Annotated in this window: 20 protein-coding genes; 14 read left to right on the forward strand and 6 right to left on the reverse strand. The window is 68.4% G+C overall.

What is annotated here, in order from left to right; translation table 11 throughout:
• Positions 1-61 precede the first annotated feature (61 nt).
• From gatB to gatC, 5 genes are all read right to left on the reverse strand, one after another.
• Entirely contained in the window at positions 62-1,519 is a 1,458-nt protein-coding gene (gatB, locus tag CNE_RS00490) for an Asp-tRNA(Asn)/Glu-tRNA(Gln) amidotransferase subunit GatB (RefSeq protein ID WP_013955197.1), read from the reverse strand.
• Between the two features lie 90 nt (positions 1,520-1,609).
• Positions 1,610-2,701: a dienelactone hydrolase family protein gene (locus tag CNE_RS00495; protein WP_013955198.1), complete on the reverse strand. Its 1,092-nt coding sequence runs from the start codon at positions 2,699-2,701 to the stop codon at positions 1,610-1,612.
• Positions 2,702-2,718: 17 nt separating this feature from the next.
• Positions 2,719-3,204, reverse strand: a complete 486-nt coding sequence (locus CNE_RS00500) for a hypothetical protein (RefSeq protein ID WP_013955199.1) — start codon at positions 3,202-3,204, stop codon at positions 2,719-2,721.
• Entirely contained in the window at positions 3,201-4,706 is a 1,506-nt protein-coding gene (gene gatA / locus CNE_RS00505; RefSeq protein WP_013955200.1) for an Asp-tRNA(Asn)/Glu-tRNA(Gln) amidotransferase subunit GatA, read from the reverse strand. Before gatA ends, CNE_RS00500 begins: the two co-directional genes overlap by 4 nt.
• A 91-nt stretch (positions 4,707-4,797) precedes the next feature.
• Positions 4,798-5,097 (reverse strand): Asp-tRNA(Asn)/Glu-tRNA(Gln) amidotransferase subunit GatC, encoded by a 300-nt coding sequence (gene gatC, locus CNE_RS00510; protein ID WP_035819367.1) that lies wholly within the window; start codon positions 5,095-5,097, stop codon positions 4,798-4,800.
• A gap of 602 nt (positions 5,098-5,699) precedes the next feature.
• Here gatC and CNE_RS00515 point away from each other — a divergent pair.
• The 7 genes from CNE_RS00515 to CNE_RS00545 all read left to right on the forward strand — a co-directional run bounded on the left by CNE_RS00515 (position 5,700) and on the right by CNE_RS00545 (position 13,775).
• A complete protein-coding gene (locus tag CNE_RS00515; protein WP_008648066.1) occupies positions 5,700-6,743 on the forward strand; it encodes a rod shape-determining protein in 1,044 nt (347 codons plus the stop codon).
• Between the two features lie 196 nt (positions 6,744-6,939).
• Positions 6,940-7,905, forward strand: a complete 966-nt coding sequence (gene mreC / locus CNE_RS00520; protein WP_013955202.1) for a rod shape-determining protein MreC — start codon at positions 6,940-6,942, stop codon at positions 7,903-7,905.
• A complete protein-coding gene (gene mreD / locus CNE_RS00525) occupies positions 7,902-8,414 on the forward strand; it encodes a rod shape-determining protein MreD (protein ID WP_013955203.1) in 513 nt (170 codons plus the stop codon). Before mreC ends, mreD begins: the two co-directional genes overlap by 4 nt.
• 53 nt (positions 8,415-8,467) lie before the next feature.
• A complete protein-coding gene (mrdA, locus tag CNE_RS00530; RefSeq protein ID WP_013955204.1) occupies positions 8,468-10,771 on the forward strand; it encodes a penicillin-binding protein 2 in 2,304 nt (767 codons plus the stop codon).
• Positions 10,772-10,782: 11 nt separating this feature from the next.
• Positions 10,783-11,925 (forward strand): rod shape-determining protein RodA, encoded by a 1,143-nt coding sequence (gene rodA / locus CNE_RS00535; protein ID WP_013955205.1) that lies wholly within the window; start codon positions 10,783-10,785, stop codon positions 11,923-11,925.
• A 58-nt stretch (positions 11,926-11,983) separates the two neighbouring features.
• On the forward strand, positions 11,984-12,670 hold the full coding sequence (locus tag CNE_RS00540) for a DUF484 family protein (protein WP_010811484.1): 687 nt from the start codon (positions 11,984-11,986) through the stop codon (positions 12,668-12,670).
• Between the two features lie 25 nt (positions 12,671-12,695).
• Positions 12,696-13,775: a tyrosine recombinase XerC gene (locus CNE_RS00545; protein WP_013955206.1), complete on the forward strand. Its 1,080-nt coding sequence runs from the start codon at positions 12,696-12,698 to the stop codon at positions 13,773-13,775.
• A 1-nt stretch (position 13,776) separates the two neighbouring features.
• On the opposite strand, the gene CNE_RS00550 is transcribed toward CNE_RS00545, so the two are convergent.
• Positions 13,777-14,733, reverse strand: coding sequence for a transcriptional regulator GcvA (locus CNE_RS00550; protein ID WP_013955207.1), 957 nt, complete (start codon positions 14,731-14,733; stop codon positions 13,777-13,779).
• A 248-nt stretch (positions 14,734-14,981) separates the two neighbouring features.
• Between CNE_RS00550 and CNE_RS00555 the strand changes: the two genes are divergently transcribed.
• The 7 genes from CNE_RS00555 to CNE_RS00585 all read left to right on the forward strand — a co-directional run bounded on the left by CNE_RS00555 (position 14,982) and on the right by CNE_RS00585 (position 20,843).
• Positions 14,982-15,350: a DUF2917 domain-containing protein gene (locus CNE_RS00555; protein WP_013955208.1), complete on the forward strand. Its 369-nt coding sequence runs from the start codon at positions 14,982-14,984 to the stop codon at positions 15,348-15,350.
• A 171-nt stretch (positions 15,351-15,521) separates the two neighbouring features.
• Positions 15,522-16,277: a lipoyl(octanoyl) transferase LipB gene (lipB, locus tag CNE_RS00560; protein WP_013955209.1), complete on the forward strand. Its 756-nt coding sequence runs from the start codon at positions 15,522-15,524 to the stop codon at positions 16,275-16,277.
• 40 nt (positions 16,278-16,317) lie between these two features.
• Complete coding sequence (gene lipA / locus CNE_RS00565) at positions 16,318-17,313, forward strand: lipoyl synthase (protein WP_013955210.1); 996 nt, start codon at positions 16,318-16,320, stop codon at positions 17,311-17,313.
• A 241-nt stretch (positions 17,314-17,554) separates the two neighbouring features.
• Positions 17,555-18,202 (forward strand): 5-oxoprolinase subunit PxpB, encoded by a 648-nt coding sequence (gene pxpB, locus CNE_RS00570; RefSeq protein ID WP_013955211.1) that lies wholly within the window; start codon positions 17,555-17,557, stop codon positions 18,200-18,202.
• Positions 18,199-19,218, forward strand: coding sequence for a 5-oxoprolinase subunit C family protein (locus tag CNE_RS00575; protein ID WP_013955212.1), 1,020 nt, complete (start codon positions 18,199-18,201; stop codon positions 19,216-19,218). Before pxpB ends, CNE_RS00575 begins: the two co-directional genes overlap by 4 nt.
• A 55-nt stretch (positions 19,219-19,273) precedes the next feature.
• On the forward strand, positions 19,274-20,014 hold the full coding sequence (gene pxpA / locus CNE_RS00580; protein WP_013955213.1) for a 5-oxoprolinase subunit PxpA: 741 nt from the start codon (positions 19,274-19,276) through the stop codon (positions 20,012-20,014).
• Positions 20,015-20,114: 100 nt separating this feature from the next.
• Entirely contained in the window at positions 20,115-20,843 is a 729-nt protein-coding gene (locus tag CNE_RS00585; protein WP_013955214.1) for a DUF969 domain-containing protein, read from the forward strand.
• The last annotated feature ends 10 nt before the right edge of the window (positions 20,844-20,853 follow it).

Raw genomic sequence — 20,853 nt, forward strand, 5'->3', positions numbered from 1 at the left:
AGGCCAGTAGGATACGCCTGCCGCTGGCGGTTCGCTGGGCTGTCAGCCCGCCCTTTTCCCATTACCCCAGCTTCTTCTTCAGCAGCTCATTCACCTGCGCCGGATTGGCCTTGCCCTTGGTGGCCTTCATCGCCTGTCCGACCAGCGCATTGAACGCCTTCTCCTTGCCCGCGCGGAATTCCTCGACCGACTTGGCGTTGGCCGCCAGCACGTCGTCGATGATCTTCTCCAGCTCGCCGCTGTCCGACATCTGCTTCAGCCCCTTGGCCGCGATGATGGCATCGGCATCGCCGCCATGCTCGCCGGCCCACATCGCCGGGAACACATCCTTCTTGGCCGTGTTGTTCGACACCGTGCCGTCCGCAATGCGCGTCAGCAGCTTCGCCAGTTGCGCCGGCGTGACCGGCGCGGCATCGATGGCGATGCCTTCGCGGTTGAGCTGCGAGGCCACGTCGCCCATCAGCCAGTTGGCCGCGGGCTTGGCGTTGGCGGCACCGGCGTCGGCCACCACGGCCTCGTAGTAGGCGGCGAAGGCCTTGGTGGCGGTCAGCGTGGTGGCGTCATACGCCGACAGACCGTACTGCGAGACAAAGCGCGCCTGCATCGCGGCCGGCAATTCGGGCAGTTCGCCGCGCACGCGGTCCACCCAGCCGGCATCGATTTCCAGCGGCATCAGGTCCGGATCGGGGAAGTAGCGGTAGTCGTGCGCGTCTTCCTTGGTGCGCATCGCGCGGGTCTCGCCGGTATCCGGGTCGAACAGCACGGTGGCCTGCTGGATCTTGCGGCCGTCCTCGATCTCGGCGATCTGCCACTGCACTTCGTACTCGATGGCCTGCTGCAGGAAGCGGAACGAGTTCAGGTTCTTGATCTCGCGCCGGGTGCCGAATTCCTTCTGGCCGAGCGGGCGCACCGACACGTTGGCGTCGCAGCGGAAGCTGCCTTCCTGCATGTTGCCATCGCAGATGCCCAGCCACACCACCAGCGAGTGCAGCGTCTTGGCATAGGCCACGGCTTCGGCGGCGCTGCGCATGTCAGGCTCGGTGACGATTTCCAGCAGCGGGGTGCCGGCGCGGTTCAGGTCGATGCCGGTCATGCCGGCAAAGTCTTCGTGCAGGGACTTGCCCGCGTCTTCTTCCAGGTGGGCGCGGGTCAGGTTGACGGTCTTCTCGTAGAACTCGCCCTTCTTGCCTTCGACCTGGATGCTGATGGTGCCGCCCTGTACCACTGGGATCTCATACTGGCTGATCTGGTAGCCCTTGGGCAGATCGGGGTAGAAGTAGTTCTTGCGCGCAAAGATGCTGCGCGGCGCGATGGTGGCGCCGATCGCCAGGCCGAACTGGATGGCGCGCTCGACCGCGCCCTTGTTGAGCACCGGCAGCACGCCCGGCAGCGCCAGGTCCACCGGCGAGGCCTGCGTGTTGGCCTCGGCCCCGAAGGCGGTGGAGGTGCCGGAAAAAATCTTGGAGGCCGTCGAAAGCTGAGCGTGCGTTTCGAGGCCGATCACCACTTCCCATTGCATGGCGGTATTCCTGTTCGGTTCTTTCGGTTCTGTCTGTTGCGGTGGAGCGGCGGCGCCGCTCGGGGGTTCAGTCTGGTCTTGCCCCGGTCCTCAAGGGTCGGGGCTGGCAAGCCATGAGTCGAGTTGGGCCAGCGCGGCCACGCGGGCAACCGCATCGCCGCCGACGGTGACGCCCTGGGTCTTGCGCATGCCTGCCGGCACGTCGCCGCGCATATGCAGCTCGCTGGTGCCGTCAAAGCCGTGGTAGGCGCCCGGGTAGATCTCCAGCCGGAAGCGCGCGCCCGGCTGGCGCGCCAGCACCGCGCTCTGCAGCATGGCGCAGCGGGTGGCGGGCGTCCAGTCGTCGGCGCCGCCGATCATCAGCAGCATCGGCGCGCGCAGGCGGTAGTTGTGCTGCTGCACCGCGCGCTTGCAGCCCGGGTAGAACGCCACGGCGCGCTCCACTTGGGGCGTGCCGGCCGGCCACGGGCGGCTGGCATCGACGGTGGCCAGCACCGCCTGCGCGCCATTGGACCAGCCCAGCAGCACGATGCGCGCGGTGTCGACCGCCGGCTGCTGCGCCACCCAGCGCAGTGCGGCCAGCGCATCGGCGCGGCGCGTGCGGTCGTCGATGCCGCGCGTGTCGATGGGGTCGGAGCAGATGCCGTGGGGCCTGCCGCGCGCGCTGAAGCTGTCGGGCATCAGCACGGCATAGCCGCGCTCGGTCAGCCAGTGTGCGTATTCGCGGTAGCGTTGCTGCAGCATTCCGGAAACGTCCGCCTTGTCGGTTCCCGCGGCGCCCGCCGCGCTCGCGCGCGAGGGGCGCGCGGACAGCAGGCCGCCGCAGCCGTGCAATGCCACTACCACGGGCAGTGCGCGCTGGCTGGTGCCTTCGCGCGGCAGGAACCAGTAGGCAGTCAGCGCGGGCGTGGCCGCATCGCCGCGCAGCTCGACGCGCTGCGCGGGCACGGATGCGGTTGCCGCAGACCCTGGCGCGGCCCGGCTCACCGCATTCGGCGCCAGCACGCCGGCAGGCGTCAGCGGCGCCGGCTGTGCCAGCGCGGGGGCGGGCAGGTCCGGTGTATGCGCGGATGCGCCGGCCAGCCATGCGCCCAGCCCCAGTGCCACCACGGCGCGCAGCACCGCCACCGCCGGGCGGGCGGCGCACAGTGAGCGTTGCGGGGTGGCGGGTGCGTGGGTCATGACTGGCTTCGGTGGCTTCAGCGCGTGCGGGCGCAGGCGCCGCTGCCCGGCTCGAACATCACGGGCCAGGCTTCTTCGTAGATGCCGGGGGTGCAGCGCTGCTGGCAATTGGCGTGCGCCAGCGTGACGCGGCGCGGGTCCTGCCAGACCATCAGCTTGCAGCCGCTGCCGTCATTGGCGCGCAGCTCGATATGCGGCTTCTTCTGGACCTGGCGGAAGTCCGCCAGGTTGAAGCTGCACGAGCCGCGCTTGCCTACCCACAGCTTCCACGACAGCTGCTGCACGCTGTTGTTCGACACGCGCAGCTGGGCGTCTTCGCGGAAGCCGTCTTCCTCGGTGCGGCGGCAGTCGCCGGCCAGGTCGATGTCGCGGCTGGCGATCGGAGCCGGGGGCGCGGGCCGTCCCAGCCCGCCCGGCAGCGGGATGCAGCCGGCCACCGCCGCGGCGAGCGCGGCCGCGGCCATCAGGCGCAGGGTCAGCGAGGAGCGTGCGGTCATGTTCATGCCTTGCCCGGACGGCGCAGGTGCCAGTCGGTCGCCTGCTGGAACGCGTGCGCGGTCTGCAGCAGGCGTGCTTCGTCGAAGTAGTTGCCGATCAGCTGCAGGCCCACCGGCATGCCGGCTTCGCCGAAGCCGCACGGCACGCTCATGCCGGGCAGGCCGGCCAGGCTGGTGGACAGCGTGAAGATGTCGGCCAGGTACATCTGCACCGGGTCCGAGGTCTTCTCGCCCAGCTTCCACGCCACCGTCGGCGCCACCGGCCCCATGATCACGTCGCACTGGGCGAAGGCGCGCTGGAAGTCGTCGGCGATGATGCGGCGGATCTTCTGCGCCTGCAGGTAGTAGGCGTCGTAGTAGCCGTGCGACAGCACATAGGTGCCGACCATGATGCGGCGCTTGACCTCGGCGCCGAAGCCTTCGGCGCGGCTCTTCTTGTACATGTCGAGCAGGTCGCGGTATTCGGCCGCGCGGTGGCCGTAGCGCACGCCGTCAAAGCGCGACAGGTTGGAAGAGGCCTCGGCCGGCGCGATCACGTAGTACACCGGGATCGACAGCTCGGTCTTGGGCAGCGTCACCTCGACCAGCGTGGCGCCCAGCTTTTCATACTCGGCCAGCGCGGCGCGCACGGCCTGCTCGACGTCGGCCGACAGGCCCTTGCCGAAGTATTCCTTCGGCAGGCCGATGCGCAGCCCGGCCAGCGGGCGCTCGGCGGTGGCGCCGGCGAGCGGCTGGCCCAGCAGCCGGGTGTAGTCCTCGTCCACGCCGCCCTGCGCGGGCGTGATGCTGGTGGAGTCCCTGGGGTCGAAGCCGGCCATGGCGTTGAGCAGCAGCGCGCAGTCTTCGGCGCTATGGGCCATCGGGCCGGCCTGATCCAGCGACGAGGCGAAGGCGATCATGCCGTAGCGCGACACGCGGCCGTAGGTCGGCTTGATGCCGGTGATACCCGAGAACGACGCCGGCTGGCGGATCGAGCCGCCGGTGTCGGTGCCGGTGGCGGCGGGGGCCAGGCCCGCAGCGACTGCTGCGGCCGAGCCGCCCGACGAGCCGCCGGGCACGCGGCTGGTGTCCCACGGGTTGCGCACCGGGCCGAAATGCGAGTTCTCGTTGGACGAGCCCATCGCGAACTCGTCCATATTGGTCTTGCCCAGCGTGACCATGCCGGCCGCGCCCATGCGCTCGACCACGGTGGCGTCGAACGGGCTTTCATAGTTGCCCAGCATCTTCGAGCCGGCGGTGGCACGCCAGCCACGCGTGACGAACACGTCCTTGTGCGCGATCGGCACGCCGGTCAGCGGCGCGGCCTCGCCGCGGGCGCGGCGTTCATCGGCGGCGCGCGCCTGGGCCAGGGTGCGCTCGGCATCGACGTGGATAAAGGCGTTGAGCGCGGCGGCCTGCTCGATGCGGGCCAGGTACTCGCGCGCGAGTTCCTCGGCGGAGACGGAGCGCGCGGCCAGCGCATCGGCAAGCTGGCGCAGGGAGGTCACGGAATCAGCGGAAAAGGGCATGACAGTCGGTTGGCATCAGGGGTAGCGTACTGGCGGGTGGCCGGCGGCGGACAGGCATGCACGGGTGCGTCGGGTCCGGGCCGGGCGGCGGTCATTCGATGACCTTGGGCACCAGGTACAGGCCGTCTTCGGTGGCCGGCGCGGGGCGCTGGTAGTCGGCCCGGCGGTCGGATTCGGTGACCACGTCCTCGCGCAGGCGCTGGACCATGTCGCGCACGGCAGACAGCGGGTGGGCCAGCGGCTCGATGCCGGTGGTGTCGACCGCCTGCATCTGCTCGACCAGCGAGAAAAAGTTGTTCAGCTGCGCAAGCGTCTGGGCGGCCTCGTCATCGCTGGTTTCGATGCGGGCCAGGTGGGCGATGCGCTTGACGTCGGATAGAGCGAGGGCCATGGCGTGGTGGTTCGGATGCTCGGATGCGGGGGGCGCGGGCTGCGCCGGCGGCTGGCTCATGGGGCGGCTGAGTCGCACGGCCCGTGGCCTGACCGGGGGCGCCGGAGTGGCGCCCCGGAGTCGTCGGAATTACAGGTATTTTCAGGCCGTAAACGCCCGAAGCAGCAGGAATTATAAGGTATCATTGCGAGTTACCGACCCTTGGCAACGCCCACGTCACATGGCCGCAAAGCGGCCGTTGGCCGGCACGCCTGCGCCTGGCATCCACAGGCGCCCGAAGGGCGAACCTGGGTCCTCTGATTAGGCCTCTGCAACCGGCCAGCGCATGTCGCATGTCAACGACATTGTGCGCCGGTGCCTGCACATTTCCGCGAACTTTTCCGCGGGGTCTAATCAAAGGTTCCCGTAGTGCCGGCGCGCACAGTGCGCCGGCGGTGCCGTTCCCAATCCCATCCCGGCCCGGGCAGGCCCCGTGCCGGACGGCGGGCGGACCGGGAAGCCGGGAACCATTCCGTATTCAACACAACGTATTTCGTGGCCGGACCGCCCGCGGTGCCGGCCGCTTCGCCTACCCGCGAACACCACCACAGACAGGATTCCTGATGTTCGGATTTCTCCGCAGCTACTTCTCCAACGACCTGGCGATCGACCTCGGCACCGCCAATACGCTGATCTACATGCGCGACAAGGGCATCGTGCTGGACGAGCCCTCGGTCGTCGCGATCCGCCAGGAAGGCGGCCCCAACGCCAAGAAAACCATCACGGCGGTGGGCAAGGAAGCCAAGCAGATGCTGGGCAAGGTGCCGGGCAATATCGAGGCGATCCGCCCGATGAAGGACGGCGTGATCGCCGACTTCACCGTCACCGAGCAGATGCTCAAGCAATTCATCAAGATGGTGCACGACAGCAAGCTGCTGCGTCCGAGCCCGCGCATCATCATCTGCGTGCCGTGCGGCTCGACCCAGGTCGAGCGCCGCGCCATCCGCGAATCGGCGCTGGGCGCCGGCGCCAGCCAGGTGTACCTGATCGAGGAGCCGATGTCGGCCGCGATCGGCGCCGGCCTGCCGGTGTCGGAGCCGTCGGGCTCGATGGTGGTGGATATCGGCGGCGGCACCACCGAGGTGGGCATCATCTCGCTGGGCGGCATGGTCTACAAGGGTTCGGTGCGCGTGGGCGGCGACAAGTTCGACGAGGCCATCGTCAACTACATCCGCCGCAACTACGGCATGCTGATCGGCGAACAGACCGCCGAAGCCATCAAGAAGGAAATCGGCTCGGCCTTCCCGGGCTCCGAGGTCCGCGAGATGGAAGTCAAGGGCCGCAACCTGTCCGAAGGCATCCCGCGCGCCTTCACGGTGTCTTCCAACGAAATCCTGGAAGCCCTGACCGATCCGCTCAACCAGATCGTGTCGGCGGTGAAGATCGCGCTGGAACAGACCCCGCCCGAACTGGGCGCCGACATCGCCGAGCGCGGCATGATGCTGACCGGCGGCGGCGCGCTGCTGCGCGACCTGGACCGCCTGCTGGCCGAAGAAACCGGCCTGCCGGTGCTGGTGGCCGAAGACCCGCTGACCTGCGTGGTGCGCGGCTCCGGCATGGCGCTGGAACGCATGGACAAGCTCGGCAGCATCTTCTCCTACGAGTAAGAAGGACGCTCACGTGGCGATGCGCGGCCTGCCGGATCCAGCGATCAGGGCGGTGTCGCGGCGCCTCATCCGCCGGGGCCAGGCCCCGGCAGCTCCCGCCGCCCGACTGTGCCGCTCCCGTCCCCGCAAGGGCCTCGGGCGCGGCACGGCGGGCGGCGGGGCGTTTCCGCGTGGGCTCCGGCCTTTGTTCGGGTAAATGGATTACTCCCCTCCGCCGCTCTTCAAGCAAGGCACCTCGGCAGTCGCCAGGCTGGTCCTGTACGTGACCATCGCGCTGGCGCTGCTGGTGGTCGATGCCCGTTTCGACGCGCTCAGCGTGGGCCGCCAGGTTGCCGCCACCGTGCTGATGCCGGTCGAACGCCTGGTGCTGACGCCGCGCGACGCGCTGCGCACGATGTTCGACTACGCGCAGTCGTCGGCGATGCTCGCCACCGAGAACCGCGAACTGCGCCAGAACGCCGTGCAGCAGGCCCAGGCCGCGGTGCGCCAGGCGCAGCTTGAGTCCGAGAACAACCAGCTGCGCAAGCTGCTCGGGCTGGCGCAGCAGTCGGCCACGCCGGTGACGGCCGCCGAGATCCTGTATGACGCGCGCGATCCCTACAGCCAGCGCATCGTGATCGACAAGGGCAGCCAGCACGGCCTGCGTGCCGGCTACCCGGTGATCGACGAGCGCGGCGTGGTGGGGCAGGTCACGCGCGTGTCGCCGTTCCAGTCCGAGGTGACGCTGCTGACCGACAAGGACCAAGCCATCCCCGTGCAGGTGGTGCGCAACGGCCTGCGCAGCGTGGCCTTCGGCGGCGCGCGCGCGGGCCAGCTGGACCTGCGCTTCATGGCCGCCGCCGCCGACCTGCAGCAGGGCGACCTGCTGGTGACCTCTGGCCTGGACGGCACCTACCCGCCGGGCCTGCCGGTGGCAAAGATCATCCATATCGAGCGCAAGGCCGATACCGCGTTCTCGCGCGTGTACTGCGAGCCGGTGGCCGGCGTGCGCGCGCACCGCCAGCTGCTGGTGGTGCGCTACGACGCGGCCATCCCCGCGCGCGAAACGGTCGAGGCCAAGCCGGAGGCGCCGGTCAGGGGCGCCAAGTCCGCCGCGGCGCGCGCAGCCGCCGACAGCGCGGCGGCTGCCAAGGCCGCGCCCGCCAAGGAGGCACCACGGTGACCAATCCCCAATACCTGCTGCGGCCGGTCAATCCCGCCTTTATCGCCTTCAGCTTCGTGCTGGCGTTCCTGTTCAACCTGATGCCCTGGGGCACCACGCTGTGGGTCCCCGACATGGTGGCGCTGGTGCTGGTGTTCTGGAACATCCACCAGCCGCGCAAGGTGGGCATGGGCGTGGCCTTCCTGCTGGGCCTGCTGATGGACGTGCACGATGCCCGGCTGCTGGGCGAGCACGCGCTGGCCTACACCCTGCTGGCCTACTTTGCTATCACCATCCACCGCCGCGTGCTGTGGTTCACCGTCTATACCCAGGCGCTGCACGTGCTGCCGCTGCTGTTCATCGTGCATGCGGTGCCGGTGCTGATCCGGCTGGCCATGGGCGCGCCGCTGCCGGGCTGGCCACTGTTGCTGGCGCCGGCGATCGAGGCGCTGCTGTGGCCGCTGGCCACCAGCCTGCTGCTGGCGCCGCAGCGCCGTTCGAGCGATGTCGACGAGACGCGTCCGATCTGACGCCGCACGCATCTGACCGCACCTAAACGCTCATCCCTGGCCTACGCAGTACCATGACCGAAATCCGCAACGTCGAACTGGAAATCGGCCGCTTCCGCATCCGCGTGGCGGCTGCGGCCCTGTTCACGGTGATCTGCTTTGGCCTGCTGTTCACGCGCTTCCTGTGGCTGCAGTGGTACAAGCATGACCAGTACTCGGCCAAGGCCGAGGACAACCGCATCTCGGTGGCGCCGATCGAGCCCAACCGCGGCATCATCATGGACCGCAACGGGCTCGTGCTGGCGCGCAATTATTCGGCGTACACGCTGGAGATCACGCCGTCCAAGCTGACCGATACGCTGGACAACACCATCGAGAGCCTGTCCGGGCTGGTGGATATCCAGCCGCGCGACCGGCGCCGCTTCAAGCGGCTGATGGAAGAGTCGCGCAGCTTTGAAAGCCTGCCGATCCGCAGCCAGCTGACCGACGAGGAAGTGGCACGCTTTTCCGCGCAGCGCTTCCGCTTCCCGGGCGTGGACGTGCGCGCGCGGCTGTTCCGCCAGTACCCGCTGGGCGAGTCGGCCTCGCACGTGATCGGCTACCTGGGCCGGATCTCGCAGCGCGACCAGGAGCGCATCGAGGCCATGGACGAGGCCAACGATGCCGAGGGCGCCAAGTACGATCCGCGCAAGGATGCCGACAACTACAAGGGCACCAACTACATCGGCAAGATCGGCCTGGAGCAGAGCTACGAGAGCGAGCTGCACGGACTGACCGGTTTCGAGGAAGTGGAAGTGAGCGCGGGCGGGCGCCCCATCCGCACGCTTTCGACCTCACCCGCCACGCCCGGCAACAACCTGATCCTGTCGCTCGACATCCGCCTGCAGCAGCTGGCCGAGGCGCTCTACGGCGACCGCCGCGGCGCGCTGGTAGCGATCGAGCCGGCCACCGGCGACATCCTGGCCTTTGTCTCCAAGCCGACCTACGACCCCAATCTGTTCGTCGAAGGCATCGACACCAATACCTGGAATGAGCTCAACAACTCGCCCGACAAGCCGCTCCTGAACCGGCCCCTCAGGGGCACCTACCCGCCCGGCTCGACCTACAAGCCGTTCATGGCGCTGGCGGCGCTGACCACCGGCAAGCGCACCGCGGCCTGGGGCATGCACGATCCCGGCTTCTTCACGCTGGGCAACCATACCTTCCGCGACGACAAGCCGGGCGGCCACGGCTGGGTCGACATGCACAGCTCGATTGTGCAATCGTGCGACACCTACTACTACGCGCTGGCGCGCGACATGGGCGTCAACGGCATCCATGACTTCATGAAGCCGCTCGGCTTCGGCCAGATCACCGGCATCGACATCGAGGGCGAAAGCCGCGGCATCCTGCCGTCGACCGACTGGAAGCGCCGCGCGTACCGCAAGCCCGAGCAGCAGAAGTGGTACGACGGCGAGACCATCTCGCTGGGCATCGGGCAGGGCTACAACAGCTTCACCATCCTGCAGCTGGCGCAGGCCACCTCGGTCATCGTCAACAACGGCAGCGTGATGAAGCCCCACCTGGTCAAGGCCGTGGAAGACGCGGTCACGCGCAAGCGCACGCTGACGGTGCCAAAGGAAAGCTATCGCATTCCGCTCAAGCAGGCCGATATCGACGTGATCAAGCGCGCCATGGTGGCGGTGACGCACTCCGGCACGGCCGCGCGCGTGTTCGCCGGTGCGGCCTATGAATCGGCGGGCAAGACCGGCACCGCGCAGACCTACAGCCTGGGCAAGGGCGAGAAGTACAACCACCACGCGCTGGACGAGCGCAAGCGCGACCACTCGCTGTACACGGCCTTCGCGCCAGCGGACAACCCGAGGATCGCGATTGCGCTGATCGTCGAGAACGCCGGCTTCGGCGCCGCGGTGGCCGCGCCGATCGCGCGCAAGGTGATGGACTACTACCTGACCGGCAAATGGCCGGCAGAGCTGGAAGCCATCGCTCCGCCGGAAGCCGAGCGCATGGCGGGCCGCCCGCCGGTGGCCACGCCGAGCGTGTTTACCACCGGCCAGACTGCCAGCATCGCCAGCGCTACCGTGATGTCGGGCGGTAGCGCACCGGCCAGCGGCGCGGCCGCCAGCGCGGTGGCCGCGGCCTCGGGCGCGCACGCCGCGGCGTCTGACGCGATCGCGGCGGCACTGGACCCGGCCGCGATCGCACCGGCCTCGGCCGTGCAGACGCTGGATGAACGCATGCTGCAGGCGCTGGGCCACAGCAAGCCGAAGGTGCCGCCGGCTTCCGTGCCGGTCGTGCCGGCCAAGGCGCCCGCGCCCAAACCACGCGTCAAGCCCGTGGCTGCCAAGGCAGCCAGCGGTGCCGACGCCACTCGCTGAAGGAGACGCGCATGGATCGACGCCGCGTCCTGTCCCTGATCAAGACCGCGCTGACCGGTTTTGACAAACCACTCTCGCTGATCGTCTTCCTGCTGTTCGCCACCGGCATCGTGGCGCTGTACTCGGCCGCCATCGACATGCCGGGCCGGGTCGAGGACCAGCTGCGCAATATCCTGCTGTCTTATGTGGTGATGATGGTGATCGCCTACCTGCCCACGCAGACGCTGATGCGGGTGGCGGTGCCGATCTACACGGTCGGGGTGGCGCTGCTGATCGCGGTCGCCATGTTCGGGCTGATCCGCAAGGGCGCGCGCCGCTGGCTCTATGTCGGCATGGTGATCCAGCCGTCCGAGATCATGAAGATCTCGATGCCGCTGATGCTGGCGTGGTACTTCCAGAAGCGCGAGGGCGTGGTCAAGTGGTTCGACTTCGTGGTGGCGCTGGTGCTGCTGCTGATCCCGGTCGGCCTGATCGCCAAGCAACCCGACCTGGGCACGGCGCTGCTGGTGATGGCCGCGGGCGTGTACGTGATCTACTTCGCGGGCCTGTCGTGGAAGCTGATCCTGCCGCTGCTGGGGCTGCTGGTGGTGGCGGTCACGCTGCTGATCACGTTCCAGAACGATATGTGCGCGCCGGGCGTGAACTGGCCGGTGCTGCACGACTACCAGCAGCACCGCATCTGCACGCTGCTGGACCCTACCAGCGATCCGCTGGGCAAGGGCTTCCACACCATCCAGTCGATCATCGCCATCGGCTCCGGCGGGGTCGAGGGCAAGGGCTGGCTCAAGGGCACGCAGACGCACCTGGAGTTCATTCCGGAAAAGCACACCGACTTTATTTTCGCCGTGTACTCGGAAGAGTTCGGCCTGATCGGCAATGCGGTGCTGCTGGTGCTGTATCTGCTGTTGATCTTCCGCGGCCTGTTTATCGCGGCCAATGCGCCGACGCTGTTCTCGCGGCTGCTGGCGGGATCGATCACGCTGATCTTCTTCACCTATGCCTTCGTCAACATGGGCATGGTCAGCGGCATCCTGCCGGTGGTGGGCGTGCCGCTGCCGCTGATGAGCTATGGCGGCACCGCGCTGGTGACGCTGGGCGCGGGCATCGGCATTCTGATGAGTATTTCGCGGCAGAAGCGGCTGATCCAGACGTAGCGCAGCCGGCCCCCTTTGCTAAACTGCCACCCACTTTACCTCTACCGGTCCACGCCCCATGAACGCCCAAGACGTTGCCGCCTACCTGCAGAGCCACCCCGAATTCTTCGAAGAACACGCCGAGCTGCTGGCCGCGGTGCAGCTGACCAGCCCGCACAGCCACCGCGCCGTGTCGCTGCAGGAACGCCAGATGGAAATCCTGCGCGAGAAGAACAAGGGCCTTGAGCTGCGCCTGGCGGACCTGGTCCGCCACGGCCATGACAACGACCGCACCCAGCAGCGCATGCATGCCTGGCAGCTGCGCCTGCTGGCCGAAGCCGATTCGCACGCGCTGCCCTATGCGGTGCAGGACGGCCTGCAGCAGGTGTTCGACGTGCCGGCGGTGGCGCTCAGGCTGTGGGACGTGGCCGAGCAATACGTCCATATGGAAGTGGCGCAGGGCGCCAGCGAAGACCTGCGCATCTTTGCCGAAGGCCTGCGTGCGCCGTACTGCGGCAGCAACGGCGGCTTCGAGGCGGCGGGGCTGCTGGAGCGCGACGATATCACCTCGCTGGCGATGGTGACGCTGCGCGTGCCGGTGCGTGCCGGTGATGCCGAGGCCGGTGCCGACGTGCGCGGTGCCGCCTTTGGCCTGCTGGTGCTGGGCTCGCCCGATCCGCGCCGTTTCCACGAAGGCATGGGCACCGCCTACCTGTCGCAGATCGGCGAAGTCGCCGGCGCCGCGCTGCACCGGCTGCGCGACTGAGGCGCGGCGGCCCACGCCTGACGCCATGACTGCACGCCGGCCGCCCCGCAGCGTGGTTGCGGATGTCGCGCCTGCCAGCGACACCCCGCCGCCGGCACCCGAGCCGCTGGTCACGCGCTACCTCGACTGGCTACGCGGCAGCCGCAAGCTGGCTGAGCACACGCTGACCAGCTACAGCCGCGACCTGCGCGTGCTGCAGGGGCACGCGGCGCGCTATGCGCCTGGCGTGGCCCTGCTGGCACTGCAGACCCACCATATCCGCAACTTTGCCGCGCGGCTGCATGGCGCCGGGCTGGTCGGCACCAGCATCGCGCGCACATTGTCGGCGTGGCGCGGTTTCTTCCAGTGGGCGGCGCGCCACGGCCATGGCGTCACGGTGAATCCGGTCGACGGCGTGCGCGCGCCGCGCTCGGGCCACGCGCTGCCCAAGGCGTTGTCGGTCGAACACGCGGTGGCACTGGTCGCGCATCCTGCCGGCACGGATGCCCAGGCACTGCGCGACCATGCGGTCTATGAGCTGTTCTATTCAAGCGGGCTGCGGCTGTCCGAGCTGGTGCAGCTGGACCTGCGCTATGCCGATGCCGACGGCTACCGCTCCAGCGGCTGGCTCGACCTGGCCGGGGCGGAAGTCACCGTGACCGGCAAGGGTTCGCGCCAGCGCTCGGTGCCGGTCGGCAGCAAGGCCGTCGAGGCGCTGCGCGCCTGGCTGGCGGTGCGCGACACGCTGCTGCGCCCCGGCGCCTTGCCGGAAGATGCGCACGCCCTGTTCCTCGGCCCGCGCGGGCGGCGCCTGTCGATGCGCACGGTGCAGTTGCGGCTCAAGCAACAGGCGCTGCGCGCCGGCGTGCCGGCCGATGTGCATCCGCATATGCTGCGGCATTCGTTTGCCACCCACGTGCTGCAGTCGTCGGGCGACCTGCGTGCGGTGCAGGAGATGCTGGGCCATGCCAGCATCTCGACCACGCAGGTCTATACCGCGCTGGATTTCCAGCACCTGGCGAAGGTCTACGACAAGGCCCATCCGCGGGCCGGCCGGGCGCGCGCCAGGCCGGCAGCTGACGCCGCCGCCGATCCTGCTGACGCCGACGAAGCGTCGGAAGACTAGTTCACTCCCACTGCGCCAGCACCTCGCGGAAGCGCTCGATCTCGGGCAGCAGCCAGCCGCGGAACGCCTGCACCTTGGGCAGGTTCAATGAGCCCGGCGCGCATACGAAGTACAGCAGCCAGGGACAGGCGATGCTGACATCGAACAGCCGCACCACGCGCCCGGCCAGCAGGTCGTTGTAGGCCAGCGAGGAGCGGATCAGCGCAATGCCCTGGCCTTCGGATGCGGCCTGCAGCAGCAGCGAGGAATCTTCCAGCAGCAGCCCCTTGCGCGGTTCCGGCCAATCCAGCCCGGCGGCCTCGAACCACGGCTTCCACGGATCGCCCTCGCCGCGCAGCAGCGGCAGGCCGGCCATGTCCTGCGGCCGCTCGGGCAGGCGGCCGCCATTGAAGCCGGGGCTGCAGACCGGAAAGAAGACGTCGTCCAGCAGCCGTTCCACATACAGGCCGGGATAGTCGCCGCTGCCCATTCGCAGCGCGATATCGACTTCCTCATGCGCAAAGTTGACCAGCGTGTTCGACGATAGCAGCTCGACATCCAGCTCCGGGTGGCGCTCGATAAAGCTGCCGATGCGCGGCGTCAGCCAGCGCGCGGCAAACGACGGCATGGTGCTGATGGTCAGGCGCTTGTCGCGGTTGCCGGCCTGCAGCGCGCGCGTGGCATCGGCGATCTGCAGCAGCGCGTCACGCACGCGCTCGGCATACAGGCGCCCCGACGGCGTCAGCGCGACGCGCTTGCCGTGGCGCTCGAACAGCGGCATGCCCAGTTCTTCTTCCAGCGCGCGGATCTGGTGGCTGACCGCGCCGTGCGTGACAAACAGCTCCGTGGCCGCGCGCGAAAAGCTCTCGTGCCGCGCCGCAGCCTCGAAGGCGCGCAGCGCGGTCAGCGCCGGCAGGCGCGGCAGCTCGCGGTGCCAGCCGCGCGGCAGGTCCTTTTCCCAGGCGCTCTTCCAGGCCATGGTGGTCTCCAGGCGGTCGTGTGTATGTGAATTTGTCTAACAAGAACAAGGAAAATATATCGTTTTGATAGTGGCCGGGCAATCACTAATATTCCATCACCGGCCCCCGCAGTACTTATTTACTTCACGGCGATATTCGTAGGATTTAACTGGCCTGGTCCCCTTGCCGGGCCAGTTCCGGTGGCCCGCCGCGAATTCGTACTGCGCCTAGCGTATTCCCGCCGAGGCCGGCTGAACGGAGAACCACCATGAAAACCGTGCTCACAACGACCGTGTTCACACTGAATCCTGGCGAAGTCACCACGCTGTCGGTGCATGCTGCCCAGCGCCTGCATGTCGAAGAGGCCCGCGGCACCGACGTATGGCTGACCCGCGAGAAAGATTCAGAGGACTACTGGCTGCGTTGTGGCGGCAGCCTGCTGCTGCGCTCGGGTGACGAGGTGGTGCTGAGTGTAGACCCGCGTGCGCTGCACCCGGTGCGCCTCGCCCTGATCGCGGAAGCGCGCCGCCCGGCGCTGGCGCTCGCTGACGTGCCGCACCTGGTGTACCGCAGCCTGCGCCGTCTGGTTCGAGGCACGGAGTGGACGCCGAACCAGGACCAGGTCACCGCATCCTGAGGCAAAGGCTGACGGAGCATCGTCCACATCACATCGCGACCGCGGGCATCTGCGCCTGGTCTGGTCGCGTGACGCATCGGACGATTCCCTCCGGACTGACGCCCTGAGCGGGCAGCAGAAGTGACCGAGGCAGGGCCGGCGCAAGCCGGCCCTTTTCGTTACACTCTCGCCATGCATCCGATTCAAGTCATCGAACGCGGCCGCGAGGACTATCAGCCGTGTTTCGACGCGATGCGCGCCTTCACCGCCGCACGCACGCCCGAGACGCCCGACCAGGTCTGGCTGGTCGAGCATCCGCCGGTCTATACCCTGGGCCAGGCGGGCGACCCCGCGCACCTGCTGGCCCCGGACGACCAGATTCCCGTCGTCCAGATCGATCGTGGCGGGCAGATCACATATCACGGTCCGGGCCAGGTCGTGGCCTATCTGTTGCTCGATCTGCGCCGCCGCCGCCTGATGGTGCGCGAGTTGGTGCACAGCATCGAGCAGGCGGTGCTGGACACGCTCGCGGCGTATAATCTCGCAGCCGAACGCAAGCCCGGCGCCCCCGGCATCTACCTGTCCGACGGGCCGCACCAGGGCGCAAAGATTGCCGCGCTCGGCCTCAAGATCCGCAACGGCTGCAGCTACCACGGCGTCAGCCTCAACGTGCAGATGGACCTGTCGCCGTTCCTGCGCATCAATCCCTGCGGCTATGCCGGGCTGGAAACAGTCGACATGGCCAGCGCGGGCGCCACCTTCGCGGCGGCGGATGCCAACGGCGACCCCTTGCCCGTGACCGCGGCACAACAACCGGAAATCGCACAGCGCCTGGCGGCAGCATTGTGCGAGGTGCTGGCAGCGCATGAAGCCCGCGCGCTGGCTGCCGAAGGAACTGCCGCCCCGGCTGAAGCAAAGCAGCCGGGTGAGACGGCCCTGGCCTCCTAGTCAAAAGCGAAATGCACGCTGAGCGCGTGCGGAGAAATGTATGAGCGACGCCCTGATCGCCACTTCCAGCGAAGCCCCGCAGTCCCCCGCGGAGCAGTATGACCCGACCCGCAAGCAGAAGTCGGCCGACAAGACCGCACGCATCCCCATCAAGATCGTGCCGGCCGAAAAGCTCAAGAAGCCGGACTGGATCCGCGTCAAGGCCGCCACCGGCAGCTCACGCTTCTACGAGATCAAGGACATTCTGCGCGCCAACAACCTGGTGACGGTGTGCGAAGAAGCCAGCTGCCCGAACATCGGTGAATGCTTCGGCAAGGGCACCGCCACCTTCATGATCATGGGCGACAAGTGCACGCGCCGCTGCCCGTTCTGCGACGTCGGCCACGGCCGCCCCGATCCGCTGGATGTGAACGAGCCGGGCAACCTGGCCCGCACCATCGCCCAGCTCAAGCTGAACTACGTGGTCATCACCAGCGTCGACCGCGACGACCTGCGTGATGGCGGCGCCCAGCACTATGTCGATTGCATCTCGCAGACGCGCGAGCTGTCGCCCATTACCCGCATCGAAGTGCTGGTGCCCGACTTCCGTGGTCGCCTGGACAAGGCGCTGGACATCCTGCAGGCGTGCCCGCCGGACGTGATGAACCACAACATGGAAACCGTGCCGCGCCTGTACAAGCAGGCCCGCCCGGGCGCGGACTATGCGCACTCGCTCAAGCTGCTGCAGGAATTCAAGCGTCGCAACCCCAACGTGCCGACCAAGTCCGGCCTGATGGTGGGCCTGGGCGAGACCGACGAGGAAATCCTCGAGGTCATGCGCGACATGCGCGCCCACGACATCGACATGCTGACCATCGGCCAGTACCTGGCGCCGTCGAACCACCACCTGCCGGTGCTGCGCTACGTGCATCCCGACACGTTCAAGATGTTCGAGGAAGAGGCTTACAAGATGGGCTTCACCCACGCTGCGGTGGGCGCGATGGTGCGCAGCTCGTACCATGCTGACCAACAGGCGCATCAGGCGGGGTTTGCCTGAGCAACAGCGCTGCACACTGATTGAGCCGAGACGGCCGGGATTTCCCGGCCGTTTTTCTTTGGTGCCCAGCCATGGTGCAGCCGGTCGCAGTGGCCCTTGCGCCCCTAGGGTCAATCCTGACTGTTTCTCCTCGTCTCATTTCGATATGATGAATTCATCGATAAATTATCGATGAAATACAAACACGTCACATTCCGGCTTGCCTGCCTAAACTGGTAGCAAATGAGCTACCGGGAATCCCATGAACTGCACCGTCCACCGACTCGCCGAGCAGGCGCTGCTGTACAGCGTGGCTCCCCCCGCCTCGCTGGGGGTCCAGCGCCGCATCTGGGCGATGGCTGCCCGGGCCGCGGACTGGCGCGGGGTGGTTGACGTGGTGCCGGGCATGAACAACCTGACCGTGATCTTCGACGGCAGCGCCGACGTGGACGCGCTGGAACGCAACCTGAAGCTCGCGTGGGCCTCCGGCGAGGCGCGCAATGCCACCGGCAAGCTGGTGGAGATCCCGGTGCGCTACGGCGGCGAGCATGGCCCGGACCTGGGCGATGTGGCGGCCCATACCGGGCTGACGCCGCAGGAAGTGGTGCGCCGCCACGCTGCCGGCGAGTATGTCGTCTACTTCCTGGGCTTCCAGCCGGGATTTGCCTATATGGGCGGGCTGGCGCCGGAGCTGGCCACGCCGCGCCGGCGTGAGCCGCGGGTGGCGGTGCCGGCCGGATCGGTCGGCATTGGCGGCGAGCAGACCGGGATCTATCCGGCGGTGCTGCCGGGCGGCTGGCAGCTGATCGGGCGCACCGACGCCGAGCTCTTCGTGGCGGACCGGGATCCGCCGTCCCTGTTTGCGCCCGGCGATACCGTGCGCTTTGTTGCCGAGGAAGTCATCGCGTGATCGAAATCATTCGTCCCGGCGCGCTCGCCTCGGTGCAGGACCTGGGCCGTACCGGCTTTCGCCGTTTTGGCGTCGGCCGTTGCGGGGCGATGGACATGCTGGCGGTGGAAGTCGGCAACCGCCTGCTCGGCAATGCGCCGGGCTGCGCCGCCATTGAATTCACGCTGGGCCGCGCCGCGCTGCGCTTCCATGCCGATATGCGCGTGGCGCTGGCCGGTGCCGAATGCGGCGCCAACCTGGACGGCGTGCCGGTGTGGTCGTGGCATGCCTTTGACGTGCACAAGGGCGAGACGCTGACGCTGCCTTCGACGCGCGGCGGCACGCGCGTGTACCTGTGCGTGGCGGGCGGCATCGACGTCGAGCCGGTGATGGGCTCGCGCAGCACCGACCTGAAGTCAGGCTTCGGCGGGCTGGGCGGCCGCGCGCTGCAGGAAGGCGACCGCCTGCCGGCGGGACGCCCGGGGCTGGTGGCCGAGACCGACTGGATCGGCGTACAGGCGCCGGCGTGGGCGCTGCCCGCCAGCATCGAGGGCAAGGCCACGCCGGTCCGCATGCTGCCGGGCCCTGAATATGAGGACTTCGACGCGGCATCGCAGGCCGCGCTGTGGCAGGCCGACTGGACCGTCACGCCCAACAGCAACCGCATGGGGCTGCGCCTGAACGGGCCCGCGCTGGCGCGGCGCGCCGAGCGCAGCGCCGATCTGCTGTCGCATGGCGTGGTGCCGGGCGTGATGCAGGTGCCGCCGGGCGGCCAGCCGATCGCGCTGATGGCCGATGCGCAAACCACCGGCGGCTATCCCAAGATCGGCGTGGTGATCGGCGCGGACCTGTGGCGGCTGGCGCAGGTGCCGCTGGGTGCGCCGGTGCGTTTCGTGCAGGTGACGCTGGCGCAGGCAGAGGCGGCGCAGGCCGAGCTGGAGCGCTACCTGCGCCAGATCGACCAGGCGCTGCGGTGGCAGGGCGATGGCATGCCCATCGGCGCGCGGCGGCGCGCACACACGCGCGTGGCCGCATAGGCGCGCACGCGCAACAGCAATCGGGCGACGCAATGCGCCGCACAGGAGAATGGCAATGCATATCGATTTGAACGCCGACCTTGGCGAAGGCTGTGACAACGACGAGGCGCTGCTGGCGCTGATCAGTTCGGCCAATATCGCATGCGGCTGGCACGCGGGGGACGCGGCTACCATGGTGCGGACGGTGAAGTGGGCGCTGGAGCGCGGCGTGGCGATCGGGGCGCACCCGAGCTACCCCGACCGCGAGAACTTCGGCCGCACCGAGATGCAGCGCGACCCGGAACACGTCTACGCCGACGTGCTGTACCAGATCGGCGCGCTCGACGCGATCGTGCGCGCGCAGGGCGGCGAGCTGCATCACGTCAAGCCGCATGGCGCGCTGTACAACCAGGCCGTGCGCGATCCGGCGCTGGCCCGCGCGATCGTGCGCGCGGTGCGCGACGTCGATGCTGACCTGGTGTTCTTCGGCCTGGCCGGCAGCCAGATGATCGATATCGCCAAGGAGGCCGGCCTGCGCGTCAAGCAGGAGGTCTTTGCCGACCGCGGCTACAACCCCGACGGCACGCTGGTCAAGCGCGGCACGCCGGGCGCGCTGCATGAGGACGAGGAAGTCGCCCTGAACCAGACCCTGACCATGGTGCGCGAGAAACGCGTGCGCGCCATCGACGGCTCCTGGGTACCGATTCAAGCCGAAACCGTGTGTCTGCACGGCGACGGCGCCCACGCGCTGGCCTTTGCGCGCCGCATCCGGGAACGGCTGGGCGCGGAAGGCATCGCGGTCCGCGCCGGCGACTGAGCACTCCGTCTCAACCGCCAGCATCCACTGCGGCCGGCCCCGTCGTGCGGTAAGACGGCTGCCGTCCGCTCGCCTCCATCACACTCGTTTGGTGTCTCTTATGGAACAGGCAGTCAATCTCTGGCCCCTTGTCGGGGTCGGCGTCATCATCATCGGCTTCGTGCTGCGCTTCAATCCCATGCTGGTGGTGGTGCTCGCCGCGCTGGCCACGGGGCTGGCCGCGCCGATGCCGCTGATGCAGATCTTCTCGGCGATCGGTACCGCCTTCGTCAAGGCGCGCAACCTGCCGCTGATCATCCTGTTGCCACTGGCCGTGATCGGCCTGCTGGAGCGGCACGGGCTGCGCGAGCATGCGCAGGCATGGATTGCGCGCATCGCATCGGCCACGGTTGGCCGCCTGCTGATCGTCTACCTGGGCGTGCGCGAGCTGACCGCCGCGATCGGCCTGACCAGCCTGGGCGGGCACCCGCAGATGGTGCGCCCGCTGCTGGCGCCGATGGCCGAGGGCGCGGCCGAGAACCGCTTCGGCCACCTGCCCGAGCCGGTGCGCCAGCGCATCCTGGCGTTCTGCGCCGCCACCGACAATGTCGGCCTGTTCTTTGGCGAGGACATCTTCGTGGCCTTCGGCGCGATCGCGCTGATGCACACCTTCCTGCTGTCGTCGAACATCGACGTGGAGCCGCTGCGTATTGCCGTGTGGGGCATCCCCACCGCGATCTGCGCTTTCCTGATCCACGCCGTGCGCCTGAAGCGCCTGGACCGCTGGCTCGAGCGCGAGCTGGGCGGCAAGGCCGCCGCGGCCGCCGTGCCTGCCAAGAGCGCCGAGTAAGGAGCGCGCC

Source organism: Cupriavidus necator N-1, from assembly GCF_000219215.1.
GTDB lineage: Bacteria > Pseudomonadota > Gammaproteobacteria > Burkholderiales > Burkholderiaceae > Cupriavidus > Cupriavidus necator.

Excerpts from the sequence above, each read along its gene's own strand:
- gatB (WP_013955197.1), bottom strand. The coding sequence starts at position 1,519 with ATGCAATGGGAAGTGGTGATCGGCCTCGAAACGCACGCTCAGCTTTCG.
- CNE_RS00495 (WP_013955198.1), bottom strand. The coding sequence starts at position 2,701 with ATGACCCACGCACCCGCCACCCCGCAACGCTCACTGTGCGCCGCCCGC.
- CNE_RS00500 (WP_013955199.1), bottom strand. The coding sequence starts at position 3,204 with ATGAACATGACCGCACGCTCCTCGCTGACCCTGCGCCTGATGGCCGCG.
- gatA (WP_013955200.1), bottom strand. The coding sequence starts at position 4,706 with ATGCCCTTTTCCGCTGATTCCGTGACCTCCCTGCGCCAGCTTGCCGAT.
- gatC (WP_035819367.1), bottom strand. The coding sequence starts at position 5,097 with ATGGCCCTCGCTCTATCCGACGTCAAGCGCATCGCCCACCTGGCCCGC.
- CNE_RS00515 (WP_008648066.1), top strand. The coding sequence starts at position 5,700 with ATGTTCGGATTTCTCCGCAGCTACTTCTCCAACGACCTGGCGATCGAC.
- mreC (WP_013955202.1), top strand. The coding sequence starts at position 6,940 with ATGGATTACTCCCCTCCGCCGCTCTTCAAGCAAGGCACCTCGGCAGTC.
- mrdA (WP_013955204.1), top strand. The coding sequence starts at position 8,468 with ATGACCGAAATCCGCAACGTCGAACTGGAAATCGGCCGCTTCCGCATC.
- rodA (WP_013955205.1), top strand. The coding sequence starts at position 10,783 with ATGGATCGACGCCGCGTCCTGTCCCTGATCAAGACCGCGCTGACCGGT.
- CNE_RS00540 (WP_010811484.1), top strand. The coding sequence starts at position 11,984 with ATGAACGCCCAAGACGTTGCCGCCTACCTGCAGAGCCACCCCGAATTC.
- CNE_RS00545 (WP_013955206.1), top strand. The coding sequence starts at position 12,696 with ATGACTGCACGCCGGCCGCCCCGCAGCGTGGTTGCGGATGTCGCGCCT.
- CNE_RS00550 (WP_013955207.1), bottom strand. The coding sequence starts at position 14,733 with ATGGCCTGGAAGAGCGCCTGGGAAAAGGACCTGCCGCGCGGCTGGCAC.
- CNE_RS00555 (WP_013955208.1), top strand. The coding sequence starts at position 14,982 with ATGAAAACCGTGCTCACAACGACCGTGTTCACACTGAATCCTGGCGAA.
- lipB (WP_013955209.1), top strand. The coding sequence starts at position 15,522 with ATGCATCCGATTCAAGTCATCGAACGCGGCCGCGAGGACTATCAGCCG.
- lipA (WP_013955210.1), top strand. The coding sequence starts at position 16,318 with ATGAGCGACGCCCTGATCGCCACTTCCAGCGAAGCCCCGCAGTCCCCC.
- pxpB (WP_013955211.1), top strand. The coding sequence starts at position 17,555 with ATGAACTGCACCGTCCACCGACTCGCCGAGCAGGCGCTGCTGTACAGC.
- pxpA (WP_013955213.1), top strand. The coding sequence starts at position 19,274 with ATGCATATCGATTTGAACGCCGACCTTGGCGAAGGCTGTGACAACGAC.
- CNE_RS00585 (WP_013955214.1), top strand. The coding sequence starts at position 20,115 with ATGGAACAGGCAGTCAATCTCTGGCCCCTTGTCGGGGTCGGCGTCATC.